The 17,851-nt window shown below is 51.0% G+C and carries 22 protein-coding genes; 5 read left to right on the top strand and 17 right to left on the bottom strand.

Going from position 1 to position 17,851, the window contains the following annotated elements; translation table 11 throughout:
- Positions 1 to 25: 25 nt before the first annotated feature.
- From flgK to M3P05_RS06285, 10 genes are all read right to left on the bottom strand, one after another.
- Positions 26 to 1,693 (bottom strand): flagellar hook-associated protein FlgK, encoded by a 1,668-nt coding sequence (gene flgK, locus M3P05_RS06330; protein WP_249698600.1) that lies wholly within the window; start codon positions 1,691 to 1,693, stop codon positions 26 to 28.
- Entirely contained in the window at positions 1,690 to 1,893 is a 204-nt protein-coding gene (locus M3P05_RS06325; RefSeq protein WP_249698599.1) for a hypothetical protein, read from the bottom strand. Before M3P05_RS06325 ends, flgK begins: the two co-directional genes overlap by 4 nt.
- A 97-nt stretch (positions 1,894 to 1,990) precedes the next feature.
- Positions 1,991 to 3,091: a flagellar basal body P-ring protein FlgI gene (locus tag M3P05_RS06320; RefSeq protein WP_249698598.1), complete on the bottom strand. Its 1,101-nt coding sequence runs from the start codon at positions 3,089 to 3,091 to the stop codon at positions 1,991 to 1,993.
- A 14-nt stretch (positions 3,092 to 3,105) separates the two neighbouring features.
- Complete coding sequence (locus M3P05_RS06315) at positions 3,106 to 3,801, bottom strand: flagellar basal body L-ring protein FlgH (RefSeq protein ID WP_249698597.1); 696 nt, start codon at positions 3,799 to 3,801, stop codon at positions 3,106 to 3,108.
- On the bottom strand, positions 3,794 to 4,579 hold the full coding sequence (gene flgG / locus M3P05_RS06310; protein ID WP_249698595.1) for a flagellar basal-body rod protein FlgG: 786 nt from the start codon (positions 4,577 to 4,579) through the stop codon (positions 3,794 to 3,796). Before flgG ends, M3P05_RS06315 begins: the two co-directional genes overlap by 8 nt.
- 15 nt (positions 4,580 to 4,594) lie before the next feature.
- Positions 4,595 to 5,359, bottom strand: a complete 765-nt coding sequence (locus M3P05_RS06305) for a flagellar basal body rod protein FlgF (protein WP_249698594.1) — start codon at positions 5,357 to 5,359, stop codon at positions 4,595 to 4,597.
- Between the two features lie 12 nt (positions 5,360 to 5,371).
- On the bottom strand, positions 5,372 to 6,571 hold the full coding sequence (locus M3P05_RS06300) for a flagellar hook protein FlgE (RefSeq protein ID WP_249698593.1): 1,200 nt from the start codon (positions 6,569 to 6,571) through the stop codon (positions 5,372 to 5,374).
- 15 nt (positions 6,572 to 6,586) lie between these two features.
- On the bottom strand, positions 6,587 to 7,261 hold the full coding sequence (locus M3P05_RS06295) for a flagellar hook assembly protein FlgD (RefSeq protein WP_249698592.1): 675 nt from the start codon (positions 7,259 to 7,261) through the stop codon (positions 6,587 to 6,589).
- Between the two features lie 9 nt (positions 7,262 to 7,270).
- On the bottom strand, positions 7,271 to 7,699 hold the full coding sequence (locus M3P05_RS21095) for a flagellar basal body rod protein FlgC (RefSeq protein ID WP_249698591.1): 429 nt from the start codon (positions 7,697 to 7,699) through the stop codon (positions 7,271 to 7,273).
- A 9-nt stretch (positions 7,700 to 7,708) separates the two neighbouring features.
- On the bottom strand, positions 7,709 to 8,080 hold the full coding sequence (locus tag M3P05_RS06285) for a hypothetical protein (protein ID WP_249698590.1): 372 nt from the start codon (positions 8,078 to 8,080) through the stop codon (positions 7,709 to 7,711).
- A gap of 234 nt (positions 8,081 to 8,314) precedes the next feature.
- On the opposite strand from M3P05_RS06285, the gene M3P05_RS06280 reads away from it, so the two are divergent.
- Positions 8,315 to 8,617, top strand: coding sequence for a hypothetical protein (locus M3P05_RS06280; RefSeq protein ID WP_249698589.1), 303 nt, complete (start codon positions 8,315 to 8,317; stop codon positions 8,615 to 8,617).
- On the top strand, positions 8,617 to 9,009 hold the full coding sequence (locus M3P05_RS06275) for a hypothetical protein (protein ID WP_249698588.1): 393 nt from the start codon (positions 8,617 to 8,619) through the stop codon (positions 9,007 to 9,009). Before M3P05_RS06280 ends, M3P05_RS06275 begins: the two co-directional genes overlap by 1 nt.
- Here M3P05_RS06275 and M3P05_RS06270 read toward each other — a convergent pair.
- The 7 genes from M3P05_RS06270 to M3P05_RS06240 all read right to left on the bottom strand — a co-directional run bounded on the left by M3P05_RS06270 (position 8,978) and on the right by M3P05_RS06240 (position 15,586).
- The gene (locus M3P05_RS06270) at positions 8,978 to 9,430 is read right to left on the bottom strand and encodes a hypothetical protein (protein WP_249698587.1); all 453 of its coding nucleotides are present in this window, start codon (positions 9,428 to 9,430) and stop codon (positions 8,978 to 8,980) included. The genes M3P05_RS06275 and M3P05_RS06270 overlap by 32 nt on opposite strands.
- Positions 9,351 to 10,796 carry a FliI/YscN family ATPase gene (locus tag M3P05_RS06265; protein WP_249698585.1) on the bottom strand — a complete coding sequence of 482 codons (1,446 nt, stop codon included), beginning with the start codon at positions 10,794 to 10,796 and terminating at the stop codon, positions 9,351 to 9,353. Before M3P05_RS06265 ends, M3P05_RS06270 begins: the two co-directional genes overlap by 80 nt.
- Positions 10,771 to 11,577: a FliH/SctL family protein gene (locus tag M3P05_RS06260; protein ID WP_249698583.1), complete on the bottom strand. Its 807-nt coding sequence runs from the start codon at positions 11,575 to 11,577 to the stop codon at positions 10,771 to 10,773. The genes M3P05_RS06265 and M3P05_RS06260 overlap by 26 nt, the downstream gene beginning before the upstream one ends.
- Positions 11,574 to 12,593 (bottom strand): flagellar motor switch protein FliG, encoded by a 1,020-nt coding sequence (locus M3P05_RS06255; RefSeq protein WP_249698582.1) that lies wholly within the window; start codon positions 12,591 to 12,593, stop codon positions 11,574 to 11,576. Before M3P05_RS06255 ends, M3P05_RS06260 begins: the two co-directional genes overlap by 4 nt.
- Positions 12,583 to 14,220, bottom strand: coding sequence for a flagellar basal-body MS-ring/collar protein FliF (gene fliF / locus M3P05_RS06250; protein ID WP_249698580.1), 1,638 nt, complete (start codon positions 14,218 to 14,220; stop codon positions 12,583 to 12,585). Before fliF ends, M3P05_RS06255 begins: the two co-directional genes overlap by 11 nt.
- A gap of 3 nt (positions 14,221 to 14,223) precedes the next feature.
- Positions 14,224 to 14,565 carry a flagellar hook-basal body complex protein FliE gene (locus tag M3P05_RS06245; RefSeq protein ID WP_249698579.1) on the bottom strand — a complete coding sequence of 114 codons (342 nt, stop codon included), beginning with the start codon at positions 14,563 to 14,565 and terminating at the stop codon, positions 14,224 to 14,226.
- Between the two features lie 79 nt (positions 14,566 to 14,644).
- On the bottom strand, positions 14,645 to 15,586 hold the full coding sequence (locus tag M3P05_RS06240; protein WP_249698578.1) for an OmpA family protein: 942 nt from the start codon (positions 15,584 to 15,586) through the stop codon (positions 14,645 to 14,647).
- A gap of 99 nt (positions 15,587 to 15,685) precedes the next feature.
- Here M3P05_RS06240 and M3P05_RS06235 point away from each other — a divergent pair, with 99 nt between their 5' ends.
- The 3 genes from M3P05_RS06235 (at position 15,686) to fliP (ending at position 17,851) form a co-directional block, all read left to right on the top strand.
- On the top strand, positions 15,686 to 16,537 hold the full coding sequence (locus M3P05_RS06235; RefSeq protein ID WP_249698577.1) for a FliM/FliN family flagellar motor switch protein: 852 nt from the start codon (positions 15,686 to 15,688) through the stop codon (positions 16,535 to 16,537).
- Positions 16,527 to 17,072, top strand: coding sequence for a FliM/FliN family flagellar motor switch protein (locus tag M3P05_RS21090; RefSeq protein ID WP_249698576.1), 546 nt, complete (start codon positions 16,527 to 16,529; stop codon positions 17,070 to 17,072). The genes M3P05_RS06235 and M3P05_RS21090 overlap by 11 nt, the downstream gene beginning before the upstream one ends.
- Positions 17,073 to 17,164: 92 nt before the next feature.
- The gene (gene fliP, locus M3P05_RS06225) at positions 17,165 to 17,851 is read left to right on the top strand and encodes a flagellar type III secretion system pore protein FliP (RefSeq protein ID WP_249698575.1); all 687 of its coding nucleotides are present in this window, start codon (positions 17,165 to 17,167) and stop codon (positions 17,849 to 17,851) included.

Below are 17,851 nucleotides of genomic sequence, written 5' to 3'. Positions count from 1 at the left end.
CTCTCAAACCTTAGGCTCTATTGATCTAAGTCAACAGGTTAAGCAGTTCATCCACCATCATGGTTCCGGCTGCCATAACCCGCACATTAGCCTGGTAATACTGTTGAAACCTGATCAGGTTGGCACCCTCTTCATCCAGATTTACACCAGATAAATTATCCCGCTCAGCCCTGGCGCTGGTTCTGAGTGTTTTCTCCGCTTTTTCCCGGCTGGCAGCTTCACTGGCATCCGTTGCAACCCGGGAAACCTGCCGGTCAACCTCAACCGCAAGACTGTAGTTCAGCCCTTTACCACCCATGTAATTCAGCAGTGTTTGAAGGTTGCTGTTATCCCCCGGGCCATTACTTCTATCAGCTGGCGTTGTTGCTGACGGGTTGAGTCCGGCAAAACCAAGCTTGCGGGGATCTTCCAGAATGGATTTGGTATCCCCTGCCTGATAACGCCAGGGCACCAGCCGGTAGGTATCGCCAGCTGCAGCTGTACCTGAGGTTATATTCAGGTTCAGTCCGTCTATTGACGCCGTTCCGGAAAGGTTCAACACCTGCGTATGTTTATCTTTCAGCCGGGTGACAGAACACTGGGTTGCAGATGTGAATTTCACCAGGTAATCGCTTGCAACATAATTTTCCGGTGTGTTTTCATCAATCGTGACGGTAAGCTGAGCACTACCGGTGTTGCTGCCCGGAAGTACCCGCTGGCCTAACAGACTACTGTCGTTGGTTGCCAGAAACAGACCCTGTCCCGGATTTCCATCAAGCCCATACCCGGCAGTAAGAATTCGGTTACAGCCACCACTTAACATGGCAGCCTGCAGCCCCAGTGAATTCTGCTCATGAAGCAGCACACTGTCCCGAAACTCGGCTATACCTCCAATCATGCCGCTCCACCTGTCCATGGATAGCAGAATCTGACCATTATTAATTCGTATTTCAGGTTTTAAAGGATCGCCACTGCCTTTGGAAAGTGCCAGTTTGGCATGTTCATTACCGGAAACGAGAGCTTCCCCACCGGCGAGAACAACATCAACAACCTGAAAATCCTGCTGACGTACCTTTACCCCTGCCAATTCTGCCAGTCTGTCAATAACACGGTTACGGTTATCCAGAAGGTCACTGGCATCACTGCCTGCCACCGTGACGGTTCGGATGCGCTCGTTCAATTCAGCGGTAAATTCCGCCAGTTGATTCACTTCAGTGACCAAACCGTTCAGTTGAACATCCATCTGCTCATGAAATGCCATCAACCGTTCCTGGATGGTCTGCAACTGTAAACCCGCCAAACGTGCATCACCGAGAACCTGCTGTCGTACGGCAAGATCTTCAGGATTCACTGCCGCCCGCTGCAAGGAACGATTAAAGCGATCGAGGGGTTCTGAATAGCCTGTATGATCACCACCCAGGATGGCATCCAGCTGGTTCAGATAACTGTTAAGAACCTGCGCCTGCTGATACTTACCGCTGGTATACCAGACCCGCGTTGTGACAAAGTCATCGGTCACCCGCCGGACTTCCGGAATTTCCACACCCGCAACCATCAGCCGCTCGGTCGAACCATGTGTCTGTCTTGGAACCAGGATGTTCTCGCGGCGGCTATACCACTCGGTCAGGGCATTGGACACATTCTGTGCGGTGTTATCGAGGCTGCTCCTTCCCGCGACAAGACCGGAAAGACCGATATTCTGCAAAGTGCTCATTCAGCCTGTTCCTTCACAGACAAACCCATCTCACTCCAGCGGGACTGCTCAACGACATTAGCCAGAACACTGTTCCAGAAAGTTTCTTCAAGGGCAGAATTTCCTGCCAGTGACAGTGAGGAATCACCAGCTAAAAGCTTGTTTGTTTTCTGGCAGCCTTTGCAAACCTCTCCCAATAAGTGGTGATGAAACTGCTGCATAACTGATTCATCTGAACAACTGGAATGACTTTGCCCGCCTTCATAGATTAGGCCTGAAGGTAGTACAGAGGATACAGGTACCATATAAGTTACCTCACTAGAGAATCTCCAGCTCAGCTTCCAGTGCTCCCGCTTTTTTCATGGCCTGCAGGATAGCCATCATTTCGCTGGATGTGGCACCAATACTGTTCAAAGCACTGGTGACTTCTTCAAGAGAGACTGCTTCCGGAAGCATGGTCAGTGCCTTTTTGGATTCACTGACACTGACATCACTGCGTGGTGTGACCTGTGTTGTCCCCCTTCTGGCAAAGGGACCGGGCTGGCTGACCTGTGGCTTCTCACTGACTGTCACCACCAGACTGCCATGACTGATAGACACCGGTTTCACCTTCACATTCTGGCCAATCACAATGGTTCCGGTTCTGGCGTTGAACACAACTCTGGCAGCTTCTTCACCGGTTTCGATATCCAAACCTTCCAGTGCTGACATAAATGCCACCCGCTGATCGGAGTTCAGGGGAACTTCCACCTCTACCTGGCGACCATCAACAGCGCTTGCCGTTCCATGACCAAACAACTCATTAATGCTTTTAACAATGGAACGTGCTTGGCGGTAACTGGTTTCATGCAGGTTTAAGGTCACAGTGGTCTTGTTCTGCAGAGCAGGAAGAACGCCTCTTTCCACAATACCTCCCCCCGGAATTCGACCGACAGTAGATACATTCACACTGACCCGGGAGCCGCTGGCACCTTCCGCAGAGACTCCACCGACAAACAGTGTTCCCTGGGCCACCGCATAAACACGACCATCGACACCTTTCAGTGGAGTTGCCAACAGGCTGCCTCCACGCAGGCTTTTGGCATCCCCCATGGACAGAACAGTGACATCAATTTTCTGCCCGGGACGGGCATAGGTTGGCAGCGATGCAGAAACCGTGACAGCAGCCGTATTCTTCAGGCGGGGTTCGACATTTTCCGGCATCTGAACTCCGAACTGCCGCAGCATGTTGACGATAGACTGGGCGGTAAACCGGGTCTGGCGGGTCTGATCACCTGTTCCCTGTAGGCCGACAACCAGCCCATAACCAATCAGCTGGTTATCACGAACCCCCTCAACATCAACCAGATCAAGCAACCGGCTTGCATAGCAGGCAGAAGTAAAGAGTAAAACCAGAACTGAGCAGCAAATCCGGAACATCTCTTTCACCTGGCTCAGAAGGGAAACAGGCGGCTGTTCAAAATCCGGTTCAGCCAGCCCTGGGTATTGGCATCAGCCAGATCACCTTTACCGGTATAGCTGATTTTGGCTTCCGCCAGCCGCTTGGATGACACCCGGTTGTCTGGAGAGATATCTTCCGGACGTACCAGTCCGCTTATATAGAGAACCTCATCGCCCTGGGTTAGTCGTATGGTTTTACTGCCCTTGACGTAGAGCGTGCCGTTTTCCAGCACCGCCTGCACCATGACCGTGACTGACCCCACCAGCATATTGCTCTGCCCGGTACTGCCCTTGCCGGTAAAGCCGCGGTCAATATCAGCTGTGTTTGCCAATGACCGGCCACTTCCCAGAATATGGGCACCGGTTTTACCGAAAATGGTGGGATCAGGGATGGCAATACTGCTTTTCTTGTTAACAGCGGTATCGGCTTTCTTGCTGGAACGGGTGAGTTCATCGAGGGTGATAGTAAGAATATCGCCAACCCGGTATGCCTTGCGATCCACAAATAATCTGACAGCTGTCGCCTCCTGGTAGAGGCTTCCGACAGTTAAAGCTTCAGGCTCAACAACAGGGACAGGGATATCGTCTATCCCTTCATCCCGATAAGACAGGGGTTCGGTGGTCTGGCAGGCAGAGATCAGGGCCAGGCTTATCAAGAGAATGAGAACCCGGCCCGCAAGATCAGACATTACGTATCAGGTACTCCATCATACGATCAGAGGTTTCAATAGCGCGGGCATTCATCTCATAAGAGCGCTGGATCATGATCAGGTTGACCAGCTCTTCGACAGCTTCCACATTCGAAGTTTCCAGGGTGAACTGCCGGATAATACCCAGCCCGTTTTCTCCGGCAACACCTTCTACCGGGTTACCACTCGCCTCTGTTTCCAGATACAGGTGGTTTCCCTTGGGCTTCAATCCAGTAGGGTTTACAAAATTCACCAGCGAAAACTGGCCGACATTCTGGGGCTGTGTTTCTCCCTGAAGAGTGACACTGACAGTACCATCTTCAGCAATCGTGACAGTTAAACCCTCTGCCGGAATCGTAATGGCTGGCTCCAGAGGCAGACCATCTGACATAACGATAACCCCTTCAGAGTTCAGCTGAAACTGACCATTACGGGTATAGGCCAGCGATCCATCCGGCATCTGCACCTGAAAGAAACCCTGGCCTACGATAGACATATCAAGAGCCTGACTTGTGGTCTGGATATTGCCGTTGATAAACACCTTCTGCATGCCATCAACGCGAGCACCAGTGCCCACCTGCAGACCTGTTGGCAGGGTGTTCTGCTGATCTGCCTGTGCACCGGCCTGCCGGAACTCACGGTAAAACTGATCAACGACGATGGCCCGGTCTTTCTTGAAGGCATAGGTGCTGACGTTAGCCAGGTTATTAGCCGTCGCCATCAGTTGGCGATCCTGAACAGAAAGCCCGGTCTGGTTTATCCAGAGCGCAGGATGCATGAAGACTGCTCCCGGTTAGGTCACATTCAACTGAATCAGCTTGTCACCGCTGGAACTCATATCACCGAACGCGGTCATCATTTTCACGTTCATCTCAAATTCCCGCCCCAGAGCCATAAAGCTCATAAGTTCAGCAACACCGTCAACATTGGACGCTTCCAGAACACCAGAAAGCAGCTCAACATTGGCATCGACGGCAAGAGGTGCGTCACCGGCATACCGAAACATGCTTCCGGTCTGACGCTGTAAATCGCTTTCATCCGGGTTCACCAGCATGATCCGGTCTGCTTCAACGATCTCGGAACCCTGCCCACCCCGGGGTACCAAGCTGATACTGCCATCACGACCGATGGTGATACTGGAAAACTCGGGAAGATCTATAGCGCCACCACCCTGTCCCATAACCGGGTAACCGCTGGATGTCATCAAAGTTCCGTTGGCACCTATATCCAGCTGGCCATTGCGGGTCAGCATCTCAGTACCGTTAACCTCAACCACCAACCAACCTTTACCAGACACAGCAACATCAAGATCTCTGGATGTATTGCGCAGCGGCCCGGATGAAAAGTTGGTCTGACTGCGTCCGGGCTCAGGAAGATGCCGTGTATTGAAACGAGGCTTCACCATCGCCTCGTTCTGTGACTGCTTAAGTTGCTTGGTATAGGGAATCTCGGCCTTGAAACCTGGAGAAGAAGTCCCGGCAAGATTGGATGCGTGAACCGACTGGAATCTGATAATGGCATCAGAAGTGCCGGCCGGCATTTGAATACCATAATCCATGCCTTTACTCCCTTATCCCAGCTGGGACAGCAGTGTCTGGCTCATGGCGTCCTCAGCCTTGATGGTTCTGGCATTAAGCTGGTAGTTTCGCTGTTCCATAACCAGATTCAGCAGCTCCTGGGTTATATCCACATTGGACTGTTCCAGAACACCGCCCCGAACCAGACCAGTCCCACCTTTACCCGAAATATTGAAAACCGGCTCACCGGAGCTGGTTGACTCTGCCCAGCAGTTATTTCCCTGAACGGTCAAACCCACCTCACTGGGAAAGGTTGCCACCATAACCTGGCCCAGCCTTTTGCGTTCACCATTACTGTACAGTGCTTCAAGAAAGCCATCGTCGCCCATGGACACCTGGTTAAGGGTGCCCGACTCATAGCCATTTCTTTCAATATTACTGACGGAGAAGTCAGAGGCGTATTGGGTGATAGCGGACAGATCCAGATTAATATTCATGGTGGCAGCACCATTACCCGGATTAGTGGCCAGCTGTACATTGGCATCACCCGATGTATCCAGCTTACCCTGGCTGTTAAACCTGAGATTCATATCTGACGGCATGGCCGTATAGGTGGAGGCATCATCCAGCCGATAAGCAGCCGTCCAGAGGTTGTCTGTTGCCGTCTTCCGAAAACCGACACCAAGAAAGTGCTGAGTTCCAAGGCTGTCAAAAACACTGAATGAAGTCGTCCAGTTGTAATTGCTGGCAGAAGCAGGTTCCTTTTCGTTGGCATCAAGATTGACATTGGCTGTCAGAGTTGTAGTTGGCTTGCCACCAACACTCTGTGCTCCAGATTTGAGATCCCCACGGCTGGCCAGCGATATCTGGCCGTTCACACCAGTCTGAAAACCCTGCAGGCGATAGCCATCTTGATTCACCACAAAACCATCTTTATCCAAGCGGAAATAACCGGAACGGGAAAAGAGCTGTCGGCCATCGTCGTTCAGCGTGAAAAAACCCTTGCCTTCAATAGCCATATCAAAGCTGTTGCCGGTCAGCTTAAGAGAACCCTGAGAGAACATCTGCTCCATGGCACTGACCCTGACACCGGACATTTCAACATGACTGCCACCGGTCGCCTGAGCATAGCTGTCACTGAGTATATTGCGAAACTCCTTGAACCCTACCGTCTCTGCATTGGCGATGTTATGCCCGGACGTCTCCAGTCCGCTTTTCGCCATCTGCAGACCACTCAAACCGATATAAGCCATGGGAAGCCCCTACAATCAACGAACTGTTCTTACCTGGGACAGGGGGACAGGAACACTGTCCCGAAGAACCAGGCGTGGTTCCTGCCCACCTTCCGGTAACATGACACTTTCTACCCTGGCCTGAAGCCGGGACAGCGTGGGTTCACCACTGACATCCTCACTGAGCAGCCGGTAACTGCCTTTGGAAAGTGACTGTCCAAACAGAGATGCCAAAGATGAGGTTTGAACCTCACCCGGACGGCCTCTCTTTATGTTCTCAGCAACAGGACGTCCAAGTTCATCCAACAATGTCAGCTTCACTGCCCCCTGCTGCGGAATCCGGAAATCCACAGATAAGCCTGAAGCTGGGCCGGTCAGGGCAAAAATATCGGAATCAAGACCAACAGTTTTGCCTATCAGGTCACTGGCAAAAGCGGCATTTGTCGTACTCTGCCCCTGGTTGAGACTGGACAGCTGGGAACGAATACTCTCCAGATGCTCCACACTGGAGATAGCTGCCAGCTGGTTGACCATATCCGTGCTTTCCATCGGATTCATAGGGTCCTGATTTTTCAGCTGTGCCACCAGCAGTTTCATAAAGGTCTGCCGCGATGACAACTCACTGGCTACACGACCTTTATCAGGAGCAGTGCCAGTCACCGACATTTCAGCCGGATTTGCGGTCGAGGGTGAAACAGATCCCGCCAACATCGTCTGTACCTATAGGTTTATCAGGTCAATCAACCGATCCTGCATCTGCCGCCCGGTTGAAAAGAGTGATACTGCGGTATCAAAACTACGTGCTGCCGACATCATGTTCGCCATCTGCTCGGCTCTATCAATGGCAGGATAAAAAACCCGGCCATCTTTATCGGCCATGGGGTGATCGGGCTGGTAACGCACATTGACAGGCTTGTCACTTCTGATAATCTCATTCACCATCACCCCGAACAGGGCACTACTGCCAGATGCAGAAAACAGTGTTCCCACGCGCGCAGGCCCAAGAACAACATCCTGGGTCTGGTACACTTGGTTTTCACTGCTGGCAGCAACATCAGCGTTAACCAGATTGCCTGCCACCGTATTGATCCTGACATCCTGCACAAACATGGACTGGCTTGAGAGCGCGTATAACCCCTGAAAGCTCACCAGAGACTCCTAGCGACCATTAATCGCTGCAGATAATGCGGTAAGGTGGTAACGAATAAACGACATATTGGTAGAGTAATCTGACAGGGTGTGCGCTATCGTCGCCTGCTCCAGAGGGACATCAACACTGTTACCATTAAGCATGGTCTGCAGTTCTGAGCGCCTGGTCACAACTGCACCTTTCGGGGAAGGGGTCAGATGACGCTCATCAGTTCGCGTCATGGCAAGCACCTGCTCACGAAGAGTGATATCAAAGTCAGAGGCCTGGTAATTCGGCGTCTCGGAGTTCACCAGATTACTGCCGTAAACGGTCACCTTCTCAGCCTGAAGTGAAAGCAGTTCAGGGTGGTATCCAAGAGCCTCTGCAAAAGAGATCGCCATTGTTTTTGTTCTGCCTTTACAGCCTGCAGAAAATCACTTTAGGAAAGTAGTTCAGCTTTTCTTCTTTCACACTCATTTCTTGCAAAATTATTTACGACTGAAGCCTTGTATTCAGTAACAACATGACTTCATATTTCATAAATCAGCACTTAACTTCTACATTGTCTGGTCGAGAGTTGAGTCAACAGCCATGTCAGATGGTTATAAACATGGTTTGAGGAGGATAATTGGCGTATGGCGATATATTCGCTGCCCTCCGCCATAGTTCAGCGGATTTCTGCAAGTACACCAACTAACAGTGTCACCCGGGACACTGAGACGGCCCAGATTCCCAAAACAGAAAACACGACTGCGCAGGCTGCGACCGAAAAAACAGAGCTGACTGTTCAGCTGCAAAAACTGCGCACCATGACAGATATTGATCCGGCACGCGTTGAACAGGCCCGGAACAGCCTGGATCTGCCAGATGCAGCCTCATCAAAGGTTATAGCTTCCGAGTTACTCACGAATGTTATCGATTCAGGACATCACTCCTGATGACAGATTCAGAGTTTCAACGCCTGACCGTCGGGCTGAATACTCTCAGGGATCTCCTTATCAAACAGGAACAGGCCCTAATCTGCAGAGACCCGGAACAACTGACAGAACTGTCGGAAAAATGTCTGGAGATAAACGATGAGATTACCCGACATCTGACATCTGTGGATATCGCAGCCTGGCAGCAGACAGAGCAGTGGAAGGAGACAGTCAACCTGCTGCAAACATGCCGTGAACAGTATCAGCGAAACCAGCAGCATCTTGATGATATGAGTGTTTACTGCCAGCGCTTATCCAGGATACTGCTTCCAAACCCAGAAAAGAGATATTCACAGACAGGCCTTGGCAGTAAGAAAAAAATCAGCCTTTCCGGTTCCCTCGGGCGCGCATAACCCATTCTTCATTGATTTCACGTAACTTCCGTCGCAATCTGGCATTGCGTGTTGCAACCAGCACAGATTCCAGATGGGAAACCTTCCTCCGGCTGACCAGCAGATCACTGGCCATTTCCTGACATTCCTGCTGAAGAACATCGGCCTGTTGTTCACGGTGAACAAGCCCGGCATAGAGCAAGGATTTAAACTGGGCGGTATTGTGCAGGGATATGCCGGAAAGGGATGCCCCCGGAGACAGACGCAGGGCCGTATCCATCATTAAGTCTGATAAAAGATCCGCCACCGTCAGCTCTCTTTCCAGAGCAGTCCGCCGCTCTCTGAGTTTTGAGCCCTGCTGTTCAAGCAGACGTTTCTGCAGTTTGAGATGCAGTTTGAGGCGCTGCTGAAGGTTTCGGTTGAGCTTTGGAATTCGTGTCATTCAACAGTTCCTGCAAACTGTTCTGGCTATCCTGCAGTGAGAATCTCTCCGACATATCCTGTTTGAGAAAACTGCGCATCCTGTCTTCAAAAGCCAGAGCCTTATCAATTTCCAGATCATTACCCTTCTGATAGGCACCCAGCATAGTCAACTCTCTACCGGTACGGGCACGCTCGTAAAGGTAACGAAACCGGCTTGCCAGCCAGAAGGATTCCTTATCCACACAGGCCGGCATGGTCCGACTGACAGAACGGGAAACATCCACAGCAGGATACAGCCCACTGATCGCCTGTTCATGGCTGAGTACAATATGTCCGTCCAGGATTGCCCGTGCCGACTCTGCCACAGGGTCTTCGCTGTCCTCTCCTTCTACCAGAACCGTGTAAAAAGCGGATACAGAACCGGAGTTATCCCGTCCGTTACCAGCCCGCTCAACAAGCCGGGACAACATACTGAAAGCGGAAGGCGGATAACCTCTCGCCGATGGCGGTTCCCCAACTGCCAGGGCAATTTCCCGCTGGGCCTGGGCATAGCGGGTCAGGGAATCCATAAGTAACAGGACATGAAGCCCCTGGTCGCGGAAATATTCAGCAAAACGGTGAGCGAGAAGTGCAGCTCTCAGCCGCATCACCGGGGCATGGTCAGCAGGTGCCGCCACAACCACAGCTTTACCCAGATTCTGTTCGCCCAGTATGGTTTCCACAAACTCCCGCACCTCGCGGCCACGCTCTCCTATCATGGCCACGATTATGACGTCAGCTGTTGTATTTCGGGTCATCATGCCCAGCAGGGTACTTTTCCCAACGCCACTGGGAGAGAACAGACCCAGTCGCTGGCCACACCCTACGGTGAAAAGACCGTTGATAGATCGAATACCAACATCCAGAGGCTGCCGAACCGGACACCTCTCCAGTGGATTGATTGACGGAGCATGCAAACGAATATGATTGTCACACTGCAGCGGACCTTTGCCATCCAAGGGACTGGCAACACCGTTGACCACCCGACCCAGAAGACCGGGACCAACAGGAACAGAGGTATCTCTTCCAAGGGGAATAACCGTATCTCCCGGCCCAAGTCCGTCGGTATATTCAATAGGCATCAGAAACAGATGCTGCTGATCAAAGCCTACAACTTCCGCTTCAACTTTTGAGCCTCCCCGCCCTTTCACAAGACAGCGCTGCCCGGTATCCAGCTGACACCCCTTTGCTTCCATGGTCATACCTGCCAGCCGAACCAGTTCTCCGGTAATGCGAACCGGTGACAGCTCCTGGCGAATAATCTTGTTGGCTCCTCTCAGCTTTCCCAGTAACTCCTGCCACTGCCCAGAGAGGTGCTGATCAAGAGTCTGCTGGTTGCGTAACATCTTTTAAACTTCTCTTAACAGAAGCATCGACAGGAACCTCAACAGGAGCGATATACGCTTTGGGGATCTTTTTTCTTTTTGTAGGTTGCAGGACTTCTGTTTCTATCTCATCCAGACAGCTGTCCAGACGGGTTTCAACACGGGCATCCGCATCGCCGGAGCCTGCCTTAATCAGACAGCCACCTTCGGTTATGCTGCTGTCAGTCACAATCTGCCACTGCTCCGGAAACTGGTCCGATAAGCGTTCAACCGCAAGCTTGTCTCTTGGGTGCACAATAATTCTCAGATCATCCACCCGCGGCATTAAGGACAAGGTATCCTGCACCAGTTTTTCCAGAGATTTTGCCGATGTTCTCAGCTCATCCATAACCACTTTCTGGCAGGTATCCCGAATCAAAGTGACCAGATAACGCCCCAGAGTCTCCCAGTTTTCACCTTCCATACTGGACAGGTGTCGCCATAACTGGTTAAGCACAGCCAGTAAATGTTCGGCTTCACTCTTGCCCGTCTGTAACCCTTCAGAAAACCCCATCTGATAGCCTTTGTTCTGGCCATCGCGAAAACCTTCTTTCTGTCCCTTTTCTTCCCCCTGCTCCAGTCCCTCTTCATGACCCATTTTGAGACCTTTCTTGTAACCCCTGCGGTAGGCTTTCCAGAAAATTGTTCTCAGGTGGATATGAATAATTCCGGAAGGGACAGGAGTCAGGTCAACAACCTGTCCCGCATCATCATAGAACCGGGGGAAACGATACTGCTTAAGCAACAGGTAACGCCGGCTCATTCAATCATCTCATCATCTTTAGACTTGATGGTAATTTCCCCCGCCTGCAGCATCACCAACATATGGTCACGAATATCCTTGCGCGCCTGGTTGACAGTACTGAGTGGAACCCGTCCCAGGGACTCATAATCTTCCCGCAGATACTCTGCTGCCCGTTTTGCCATCAGGGAGAAGATCAGCTCCTGCAGCTCTTCGGACATTCCCTTCATGGAGAGTGCCAGCTGGCGTTGGTCGATCTTGGTCACCACCTTCCGGATAGAGTCTGTTGTCAGCCTGGAAATATGCTCAAAGGTAAACATCTTGGACTCAACACTGGCGGCCAGGTCGGCATCACTTCGTTGCAGGTAGCCAATCAGGGAATCCACCCGGCTCTTTTCCATCTGGGTCAGAACATCTGCGGCAAGATGCTGCCCCTGCAGGGAGATAACAGTTTCCTGATGGGTTTCCTTGAGAAAGTCTTCCAGAAAACCGGCAATCCTGTTCAGTGCCAGTTTCGGCAGGAAATCCATACACGCCATGCGTTTAATAATTTCAGCCTGGGACTCGTCCGGCATAACCTGCAATACATCAGCGGCCTGTATCGGGTTAAGACAGGAAAGAACCGCAACCTGCATCTGCAACTGTTCTTTTCGAATAACGGCTGCCAAAGCATCAGGTCTGACACTTTGCAGACCTGTCAGGCGATCATCAGCTTCATGACGGTCTTCCAGAGAATTCAGCAGGGAGTCGGCATGCAATTTACCCAGTGCATTCTGCATAATGCCTTCAATCTGGCTGCGGGCATCAGTACTGATAAAAGTAGTGTTTTTATAATCTTTTTCGAAGCGCTCTACAGCCCGCATAAAGTCATGAACTGACAGCTGGGGAAAGTTATTGATCTCCTTGCTGATAGCTCGAATTTCGTTTGGTGCCAGCCTTCGGACAACACTCCCTGCCAGCTTCTCACCAAGCATGAAAATTATGGCTGCCGCCTTCCTCTGACCGCTCATCTGGGGAGCTGTCTCTTCATCGCTCATCGTCACCACTCATCCACTTCTTCAGCACCATAGCCACTCGATCAGGATTGTCACGGGCATACTGCACCAACTGGCGCTTACGGGCCTCAAGCTGCACATCGCTGACAGCTTCAGGTACAACTTCTTCAGGTATGGTTGTGCGCTCTTCTGCCAGCATTGCTTTATCTCTGACGGCACGATCCTCTGCCTGAAGCAGGGCGCGTTTTCTTTTTCGGAGCGACATAAGAAGGGTGATAATAAAAAGCAGAAGCAAGGCCATGATAGCTGCTACGATCTGGAAAATCGGTTTCAGCATCTCATCCCTGACATCAGCCATCATCGAGAACTCTACTGCCGGTGCAGGCTGGTAAAAGAGCATGCTGCTGACTGTTACCTGATCAGCCCGCTCTTCTTTATAACCGACAGCCCGTTCAACCAGAGACTTTACCCGGATGATTTCATCATCCCCCCAGGAAACGGGTTCACCACTGTTACCAGAGCGATAGTTCAGCAGAACGGCTACAGAGATGCGCAGTAAGCGTCCTGGAGACCGAACAATCCGGTTTACAGAACGGTTCACTTCATAGTTTCTGACCTGTGGTCCTTCAGTAGAAGTGGCAATACTGGCAGAGCCCGTTGCCGTTGCCACATCAGATGTCTGGTTAACGGGAGCACCACTAACAGACTCACTGCGCAGAATTCCACCGTCCGGCCCATAGTCTTCCCAGGCGCTTTCCTGATTGCTGAAATCCAGCTCAATCGCCACATCAACCCGGTAATTACCAGGTCCGGTGATCGCTTCCACAAGCTTCCCTACCTGGTTTTCCAGGTGCTGCTCTACCTGGCTGCGAACAGCCAGCTGCTGGCTTGTGGTTGACACCGCAGGGCTGAGATCACTGACCTCTGCACTGAGCAGCTTGCCTGACTGATCAACAACAGCCACAGCTGTACTTTCCATGCCTGCCACACTGCCGGCCACCAGCTCCATGATGCCCTTTATCTGCGCCCTTGAAAGAGACTGCCCCTGGTAGATATCAAGAGAAACAGAAGCTCTTGCTCCCGGTGTATCACGCAGGAAAGTACTCTGTTCAGGTACAGCAAGATGAACCCTGGCAAAGCGCACCGCATCAATTCCCTGGATAGAGAGCGACAGTTCATCTTCCAGGTTTTTCAGTTGCCGGGTTCGCTCCATAAAGTGGCTGGTACCCAGAGTTGAGCCTTTCTCGGGCTGAGCACTCTGCCCCCTGACTGGCACAACAATCCCGGATGTCGCCAGTGCCATCCTTGCAGCAGCAATATCACCGGCATGAACCAGTACCTGACCACTGTCAGGATGCAACCGGTAGGAAATATTCTCTCTTTGCAGGCATTCCATGACTGCTGCGGTATCGAATGATTCATTGCGCCCGTAGAGTGCCTGATAGTCGCGATCGCGCCACCAGAGCCAGGTGCTGAAGACAAGAGCAAAGAAAAGAAGTCCGAGACCCCATAACAGGAACTGCCCTTTCCTTTGATACGCCCCGGGTCTCCCTGTTCTGGTTTGGTTATCAGGTGTATCACTACGTCTGGCGGTACGCGCAACGCTGCCCGTTATGCGTCGCCACCAGCCAGCTAACCTGCTCTGCCAGACTGATAATGGTGATGCCATGAATCAGATCTGTTGGTTAAAGAGTTCGTGATAACCTTCCACTACCCGGTTTCGTGCCTGCAGCAGGAACTGGAAAGAGAGGCTGGCATTCTGAATGGCCATAACAGTTCCAATCAGGTCATCTGACTTATGCAGTGAGACAGCCGTCATCTGCTGTGCCGCCAGATTCTGGCTTGTATTCACTGTCTCCAGCGACTGTCTGAAAATTTCCAGATACCCCTGGGAAACATTCCCCTGTAAAGCACTGCTGACCGCATCATCAGGCAAACCCTGCTGACCATAAATATCGGGAATACTGTCGATGGTTGGGACATTCATGTTCACCAGCAGATTGATTTCAGTCATAGCGGATCAACATCACCTCTTTGTTAACTGCCAACTGCATAAGTCGCTACAAATCCTGACCCTGGTTCTGTTGACACTATCAGGGGTCAGCCAGAGCTGACTGGACAAAATCCCTCTGAACATCCCTTTTTAGAGTTATCACCACCCGACGATTCAGCTGTCTACCCTTGCGGGTTCCATTATCTGCCACAGGATAACGCTGCCCGTGATGGCGCAGATGAAGAACCTGTGTTGGCTTCACACTCTTTGACAATAAATAGTCATAAACGACTTCAGCCCTTTGTTTTGATAATTTCAGATTATCAAGACGATAACCTGAGCTATCAGCATGGGCATCTATGGACAGACCAATAACTGTGCCATCCCATTGCAGGTAGTTGGCAATGTCTGCCAGTTTGAGCTGCTGTCTTTCACTTAAAAAAACTTTACCCGGCTCGAAATAAAGCACTGTTTTCTCAAGTTGCTCAAAATTATAGGGGAGAAGTCCAATCAGACAATCTGTCAGCTCGGAAATCTGGAAATTAATCCCGGTTGTGGGCACCTCCAGAGAAATCAACGGCTCCGGACGACTACCATAGACTTCCAGAAACAACCAGAAAGAGTGGGTCAGCTTGGACATCCACTCGAGAGGAGAAATATCCAGATCAAACTTCAGGCCTGTACCGGTGTCCTTCATGGTTACGCCCAGCTCTTCCCCTGGATCCCGGCGGTTCCAGGGAGCGGGCCGAAGAATAAAACGGGCAACACCACGCAGGTTACGCATCTGCATGGTTTGCAGCATGATACTGGACGTTTGACCGGCACCAGCCACCAACGACACTTCCCCCAGCCCCTGCACGTTTCGGGTCAGAACACAGCGAAGGGCTTCAACCTGTTCAAAGTCCCAGCTCTGCTCATCGAGGGGAACATGGTAGTTGGCCGCCAGAGATGCCGCACTGGTTAGCAAAAGACCTGCCAGTAAAAGAAAAGGGATTGCCAGAAAATCAGACAGCACCTTCACTCTCACTTTCATGAAAAGCATCGATATTTCTCGCACACAGACCGTTTACAGCAATCAGGCGGTAGAGCGATTGTAGTTCAACTATATTTCTCCACAGCTGTAACTCCGCATGTGGGTGAGATGAGTAATTACGAGAAACCAAAACATGACTCATTCTCGCTGATCCGATCCGCTGTCAGTATGCAGCGGGCATTACAGGTTCAGCATGAAATATCTGAAAAGTTCAAAGAACAGGTTATCGCCCCCTTCGTGGAGATGCTGGACTGTTCAGTGAAAGTCTTTGAACTGGAATCGATCGATTTTTACCAGAGTACTCTCAGTACTCTCAGCTCGGACAAAATCATTTTTCGCTTTTCTATTCAGGAAGGAATCTACGGTTTCATTTTTATGGGAAAAAATGATCCCGGAAATATGGTTGACCTCTATTACGGTGGTAATGGCGGTATTGACTATGATCACTCAGCCATGAGCAAGGCAGAGCAGAAGTTAATCAAGGATATTGCCACAATTCTGGCCGGTATCTGGAAAGCAAGCTGGAGCCACTGGATTGATATTCTTGAAAAGTCTCCTTCAATGATTCTTCACCTGCCAAAACTATCCGAGCCCTTAATTGTCAGCCGATTTGTTTATCAACTTGGCAGCTATGACAGTGAGCTCCTGATAGCCATGCCCGCGTTTTATATCAGTGCCGCTGTCAGCGGCATGCTCCATTCTTCATCTGCGACCAAAAAGCACCTGTTCCAGAATATTCAGCAGGTTCGTGTTCCCGTTCATGCGGAACTGGCACGTCAGTGGATTTCCGTGCGCCAGCTTAACGGGATGGCACCTGGTGATATTTTTCCCATCAACTGGCCAGACATCGCCTACCTTCGTTCCCAGCAAAGTCTGCTACATAAAGCACGGCCTGCTATTAAGGCCGACATGCTGGTACTTGAAATCACTGATAACACAGGAGCTGTAAGTGGCAACTGACTCTCCGGACAATTACGATGAGTTTGTTAATCAGGAAACAGAAGACGTTGATGCTTCTGATGCCCAGACACTTGATACGGGGAATTTTGAGGCAGATATCCACAATGATGAACCGGAAGCGGATCAAGAAGGCCCTGATGATTCTGTAGGCTATGCAAGCTCTGATGGCTCTGAAGAGAACTCTCTGGTAGAAAGCGAACAGCTCATCGGCCCACAGCAACCCAAAAACCAGGGTAGCCACAAAAAAGAAGATGTCTTTGATCCGACAACCACACCAGACTTTTCAATCATTGGTGATATTCCGGTTCTTCTTACTCTGGAAGTCGGCGGCAGGGAGATGTCTATCTCGGAAATATCAGCTCTGAAAGTCGGTTCGATTGTCACCCTGACTCATAAGGAAACCGATCCTCTTGATGTGAAGGTCAATGGTGTTCTGGTCGCAAAAGGCGAAGTTGTTCTTGCAGGTGACTATTATGGCGTTCGCATCCTTAGTCTGACCCAGCCTTCTCCTTACGAGGCTGCTTTGAAGCCATGATATCAGGCGGTTGTCAGATATCTTCTGCAGTCTATAAATCCAAACACATTTTGACTGTCGGGTTAAGTGTCGTTCTCCTGTTATTTTCTTCTTTGAGCTTCGGCCTTCAGGGTCAAATCCCTTTTCTGACAGTTTCCTCCGGGGGGGCGACCCAAGACTACAGTATCAGCCTGCAGATACTACTGTTACTGACAGCCCTGACCTTCCTGCCCACAGCCCTGATGGCCATGACCAGTTTTACCCGCATTCTGATCGTTCTGGCGATATTGCGACAGGCCCTGGGGCTTCAGCAAACACCTCCAACACGGCTGCTGATCGGGTTGGCGCTGATTCTTACGCTTTTCATCATGCGCCCGATTTTCGAGGAGATTCGTACCAAGGCTGTCGAACCTTACCTGAATGAACAGATCGCTTTTCAAGATGCTGCCAGAGAGACCATCGCTCCTCTGCACAGGTTTATGCTGAGCCAGACCAGAAAAACAGACCTTGAGCAGTTCTTTGTTCTGAGTGGCGAACCTCAGCCTCAGAGTCAGGCTGATATCCCAATCACCACACTGATGCCAGCCTTTCTGACCAGCGAACTGAAAACAGCCTTCCAGATTGGCTTTATGATATTTCTGCCTTTTCTGGTTATTGATTTAATTATCGCCAGTATTCTGATGGCCCTGGGTATGATGATGCTGTCGCCCCTTATTATTTCATTGCCATTCAAACTGATGCTGTTTGTTCTGGTGGATGGCTGGGGGATGACTGTTGGCAGTCTGGCGCGGAGCTTTTAG

This window comes from Parendozoicomonas callyspongiae (genome assembly GCF_023502345.1).
Classification (GTDB): Bacteria; Pseudomonadota; Gammaproteobacteria; order Pseudomonadales; family Endozoicomonadaceae; genus Sansalvadorimonas; species Sansalvadorimonas callyspongiae.
The sequence above is the reverse complement of the archived record's forward strand: the minus strand, read 5'-3'. Positions and strand labels throughout refer to the sequence as shown.